Origin of the sequence: Microcoleus sp. OTE_8_concoct_300 (genome assembly GCF_031383065.1) — a bacterium.
Lineage (GTDB): Bacteria > Cyanobacteriota > Cyanobacteriia > Cyanobacteriales > Microcoleaceae > Microcoleus.
Window position 1 is genome coordinate 1 of the sequence record NZ_JANMZH010000604.1, and the last position, 3983, is coordinate 3983.

Genomic DNA, 3983 nt, shown 5'->3' on the forward strand with positions numbered 1-3983 from the left:
GGTTCCGACTGCGCCGGAGATTTTGCCGACTGCAATGGACGATCGCAAATTCACTAATCGGGCGCGGTTGCGAAACACTTCTGCCAGCCATCCTGCTAGTTTAAAGCCAAAGGTGATGGGTTCGGCGTGAATTCCGTGCGAGCGGCCAACCATCACGGTATTGCGATGCTGTTGAGCCTGATAGCGAATAGCTTGACTCAATTCTTCGACACGTTCTAACAAGATATTGACGCTGGCGACTAATTGCAGCGCCAAAGCGGTATCGAGCACGTCGGAACTGGTTAAGCCGAGGTGAATGTAGCGGCCGGCATCGCCTACATATTCGTTGACATTTGTCAAGAAGGCGATCATGTCGTGGCGGACTTCGGCTTCAATTTCGAGGACTCGTTTCGGGTCAAAATTAGCCTTAGCTTTGATTTCTTCGACTGCGGCGGCGGGGATGTAGCCGAGTTCGGCTTGAGCTTCGCAGACAGCGATTTCTACTTGCAGCCAGCTTTTCAGCTTGGCGGTTTCAGTCCAGATGTTGCCCATTTCGGGCAAGGTGTAGCGCTCTATCACGGTGGGAGTTGGGGAATTGCGATCGTCCTATTGTACCTCTGCGAGGCCTCCGTCTTCAGTCGGGATGGGGAATTTGAATGGTTATTTACCTGTGGCTGTGCTTGGTAAAGCCAATGACTCATTTTTTTCTCTACCAGCATATTTAACACCAAATTGGTGAAAAAAAAACACCTTAAAATACAAAGCCAGGTATATAATAGATGTGTAGCCTCAAAACCAAACCACCAATGAACGCACGACCATTCAAAAATACACAAGCTTGCTTTCCTAAAGGACAAGCCCCGCGTCCCCCAAATGTTAAGCGGATGTCCGTCACTTTATCGGCGGATGCTGCTGAACTATTGGAATGGCTTGCTACAACCCAAGGGATAACTCAAATTGAGGCGCTTCGGAAAGCTATTGCAACCGAGGCTTACCTTCACAAAGAGATAAAACAAGGGTCTAAAGTTTTACTTCTAAATTCTGACAAAGAAGTGCGGGAAGTAATATTTAGATAATGCAAGCTGCGGGGGGCTAAACAATTCATTAATCCTTCATTAATCCTTGAAAAAACAAACCCCCATCAACACCAGCATGAACAGAAAACAGTACGATCCGCACAACTATAGCTATATCCAGCCTAATGATAACGATACTCTTGAGCAAATCGTTTTGACGGGCGAACTAGATATTGACAACTACATTAGTAACGTTTCCCCTAGCAAGGAAGTCTGCCAAGATGTAGAAGATTGGGTTAGACAAAATCGAGACAGAACGCGCTCAAAAATAGCTAATTATTTGCTTGGCATATTTGCTGGCTCGTTGGTTACGACTTTTGCTTTAGTGGGGGTAAGCTCGTTAACTCCAAATTCTGATAAAGGGTTACTCAAGGATTTAATTCCCCTGATTATTACTTCCCAAGCAAGCTTGCTGGGAGTTACCATCGGGTTTTACTTCGATAAGGAGTAATCTATCGATCGAACCTGGCTCAAGAGTGCGATCGCGTCATTCCCTTTGGTGCGATCGCCTGTCCACTTTAACGAAACAATTGAGGTGCTTAGGGAAATCGAAGCAGAGGAGACAGAACCATAAAATATACAATTGTTATCCAATGGTCAGAAGAAGATCGATGCTTTGTCGTGTTTTTGCCTGAATTTGAGGATGTAATGCAACCAGTAACTCACGGAGATTCTTATGAAGAAGCTATCTACAATGCGCGAGAGGTAATAGAGTTACTAATCGAAAGTTGCCAAGCTGAAGGTAAACCATTGCCAGCAACAATTATTTATCAAGAACCTCGCGACAGAAAGCGCCGTAAACTATTAGATAAGCTAATCGATATGACTGAAGAAGCTGGTTTATACGAGGAATAGGATTAATTCAATTTTAAATATGGCTAAACTTGCTGTTGTATTTAATGGTTGTCTTCTGTTTTCCCTGTATTTGCTTGAGATTCTGCACAATCGCCAACTGACGACGCAGCAAGCTGCGGATATCCTGAATGTATCGCGACTATTTCTTGTCAAGTTGCTAGATGAAGGAGCAATTCTTTATATCAAAGTAGGTTCCCATCGGCGGATTCGATTTAAGGATTTAATCATTTATCGAGAACAGCGGAAAGCGATGCGTCGCCAAGGACTTAAGGAATTAACTCAATTTCTTCAAGAGGAAGGATTTTACGAAGCTGGAATACACCATATAGCTCAAAATTAAGGATGATGAACCATGAAAGACTATCGCATCAATATTTTTTACAGCAACCAAGATGAAGGCTACATTGCCGATATTCCTGATTTAAAATACTGTTCCGCTTTTGGCGAAACCCCAGAATCAGCTTTGCAGGAAGTACAGATTGCTAAAACAGCATGGCTGGAAGCTGCAAAAGCTGCAGGAAAACCCATTCCCGAACCAAAATACCGACCTGCAATATATCAACTTACCAAAAATTTTGGGTCTAAGCCCCGTCCTTCTAGGATGGCTTTAATCTCTACAAATTGTAAAGGATTATTAAAGATACAGATTTGTGAGCGCAGTTTTTCGTAAATGCGGTAAGATGTTTGCATGATAACATTAGAGTTCAAGTTGAAAGGCAAAGCACACCAATACCGAATCATTGACGAGATGATTAGGACGGCTCAATTTGTCCGAAACAAAACTCTAAAATATTGGACAGAAAATCAAGGAGTTAAGCTGGTTGACCTCTACAAACAATGCGCCATTATGGCAAAAGAGTTTGAATGGGCAGGCAAGCTTAACTCAATGGCGCGTCAAGCCTCGGCTGAACGTGCCATTTTTGCTATTCAACGTTTTTTCGCTAATTGCAAAGCCAAAAAAACAGGAAAAAAGGGATACCCGCAGTTTAAAAAACATACTCGTTCTGTAGAATACAAAACATCAGGATGGCTACTTTCCACCGACAAAAAATGTCTAACATTTAAGGATGGTTTTGCTGCTGGAAAGTTTAAGTTGATCGGTATTCGGGATTTGCATTTTTATGCGCCCGACGAGATTAAACGGATCAGAGTTGTGCGTCGTGCCGACGGATACTACGCCCAACTTTGTATAAATGTGGAGCGAAAAGAGGAATCTGTTCCTACTGGTAAAGTCATTGGAATAGACGTGGGATTGAACTATTTCTATACCGACAGTGACGGTGAGACAGTTTCTAACCCTCGATACCTCCGAAAAAGTGAAAAAGCTTTGAAAAGATTGCAGAAGCAAGTTTCTCGAAAGAAGAAAGGTTCTGGCAATCGGAAAAAAGCGATCAACAAGTTAGGAAGAAAGCACTTGAAGGTCAGCAGGCAGCGTAAAGACTTCGCCATCAAGACGGCGTTGTGCGCGGTGAAATCTAGCGATTTTATAGCCTACGAAGAGCTTCAGGTGCGGAATATGGTTAAGAACCACAAGCTTGCTAAATCTATTAGTGATGCAGCGTGGTCACAGTTTGGTGAATGGTTGCAATACTTTGGAAAAGTATACGGTAAAACAGTGATTGCTGTAGCTCCTCAGTACACTTCCCAAGATTGTTCAAATTGTGGCAATCTGGTTAAGAAAACGCTGTCAACTCGAACCCATATTTGCGGTTGTGGTGCGGTATTAGATCGCGACCACAACGCAGCTCGCAACATTTTGGCGAAAGGGTTGAAGCCAGCGGGAATCAATTTAAATACGGTGGGGCACACCGAAATTAACGCTTGGGGACAGACCGATCTCTACTCTTTGGTGGCAGCATCAACGAGCAAATCGACTGGCTGAATCAAGAATCCCCGCGCTGGTCTGCCGGGGAGTGTCAAGACTTGAAAAACATCGCACATCCGCCTTACTGCATCCGATCGATCGTCCGATACTGCACCGCCTCCCCCACATGATTCGTTTTCAAGCTTTCATCCCCCGACAAATCAGCAATAGTTCTAGCAACCTTCAAAATTCGATCGCTAGCCCTCGCC

Annotated in this window: 7 protein-coding genes and 1 pseudogene; 6 read left to right on the forward strand and 2 right to left on the reverse strand. The window is 44.0% G+C overall.

The genetic code is table 11. The annotated features are described in order from the left end of the window. A partial coding sequence (locus tag ACUVJL_RS27805) for a lyase family protein (RefSeq protein WP_445248799.1) occupies nucleotides 1-558 on the reverse strand: 558 nt, incomplete at its 3' end. Nucleotides 559-785: 227 nt separating this feature from the next. Here ACUVJL_RS27805 and ACUVJL_RS27810 point away from each other — a divergent pair. From ACUVJL_RS27810 to ACUVJL_RS27835, 6 genes are all read left to right on the forward strand, one after another. Beyond that, entirely contained in the window at nucleotides 786-1055 is a 270-nt protein-coding gene (locus ACUVJL_RS27810; RefSeq protein ID WP_445248800.1) for a ribbon-helix-helix domain-containing protein, read from the forward strand. A gap of 76 nt (nucleotides 1056-1131) precedes the next feature. Continuing rightward, complete coding sequence (locus ACUVJL_RS27815) at nucleotides 1132-1506, forward strand: hypothetical protein (protein WP_445248801.1); 375 nt, start codon at nucleotides 1132-1134, stop codon at nucleotides 1504-1506. Nucleotides 1507-1625: 119 nt separating this feature from the next. Further along, a complete protein-coding gene (locus tag ACUVJL_RS27820) occupies nucleotides 1626-1910 on the forward strand; it encodes a type II toxin-antitoxin system HicB family antitoxin (RefSeq protein ID WP_445248805.1) in 285 nt (94 codons plus the stop codon). A 19-nt stretch (nucleotides 1911-1929) separates the two neighbouring features. Beyond that, a complete protein-coding gene (locus ACUVJL_RS27825) occupies nucleotides 1930-2250 on the forward strand; it encodes an excisionase family DNA-binding protein (RefSeq protein ID WP_445248802.1) in 321 nt (106 codons plus the stop codon). A 12-nt stretch (nucleotides 2251-2262) separates the two neighbouring features. Next, nucleotides 2263-2580 (forward strand): type II toxin-antitoxin system HicB family antitoxin, encoded by a 318-nt coding sequence (locus tag ACUVJL_RS27830; RefSeq protein ID WP_445248803.1) that lies wholly within the window; start codon nucleotides 2263-2265, stop codon nucleotides 2578-2580. An 18-nt stretch (nucleotides 2581-2598) separates the two neighbouring features. Next, on the forward strand, nucleotides 2599-3792 hold the full coding sequence (locus ACUVJL_RS27835) for an RNA-guided endonuclease InsQ/TnpB family protein (RefSeq protein WP_445248804.1): 1194 nt from the start codon (nucleotides 2599-2601) through the stop codon (nucleotides 3790-3792). Nucleotides 3793-3856: 64 nt separating this feature from the next. Here ACUVJL_RS27835 and ACUVJL_RS27840 read toward each other — a convergent pair. Continuing rightward, nucleotides 3857-3983: pseudogene (locus ACUVJL_RS27840) on the reverse strand (ATP-binding protein); the annotation flags it as partial.

Excerpts from the sequence above, each read along its gene's own strand:
- ACUVJL_RS27835 (WP_445248804.1), top strand. The coding sequence starts at position 2,599 with ATGATAACATTAGAGTTCAAGTTGAAAGGCAAAGCACACCAATACCGA.
- ACUVJL_RS27830 (WP_445248803.1), top strand. The coding sequence starts at position 2,263 with ATGAAAGACTATCGCATCAATATTTTTTACAGCAACCAAGATGAAGGC.
- ACUVJL_RS27825 (WP_445248802.1), top strand. The coding sequence starts at position 1,930 with ATGGCTAAACTTGCTGTTGTATTTAATGGTTGTCTTCTGTTTTCCCTG.
- ACUVJL_RS27810 (WP_445248800.1), top strand. The coding sequence starts at position 786 with ATGAACGCACGACCATTCAAAAATACACAAGCTTGCTTTCCTAAAGGA.
- ACUVJL_RS27815 (WP_445248801.1), top strand. The coding sequence starts at position 1,132 with ATGAACAGAAAACAGTACGATCCGCACAACTATAGCTATATCCAGCCT.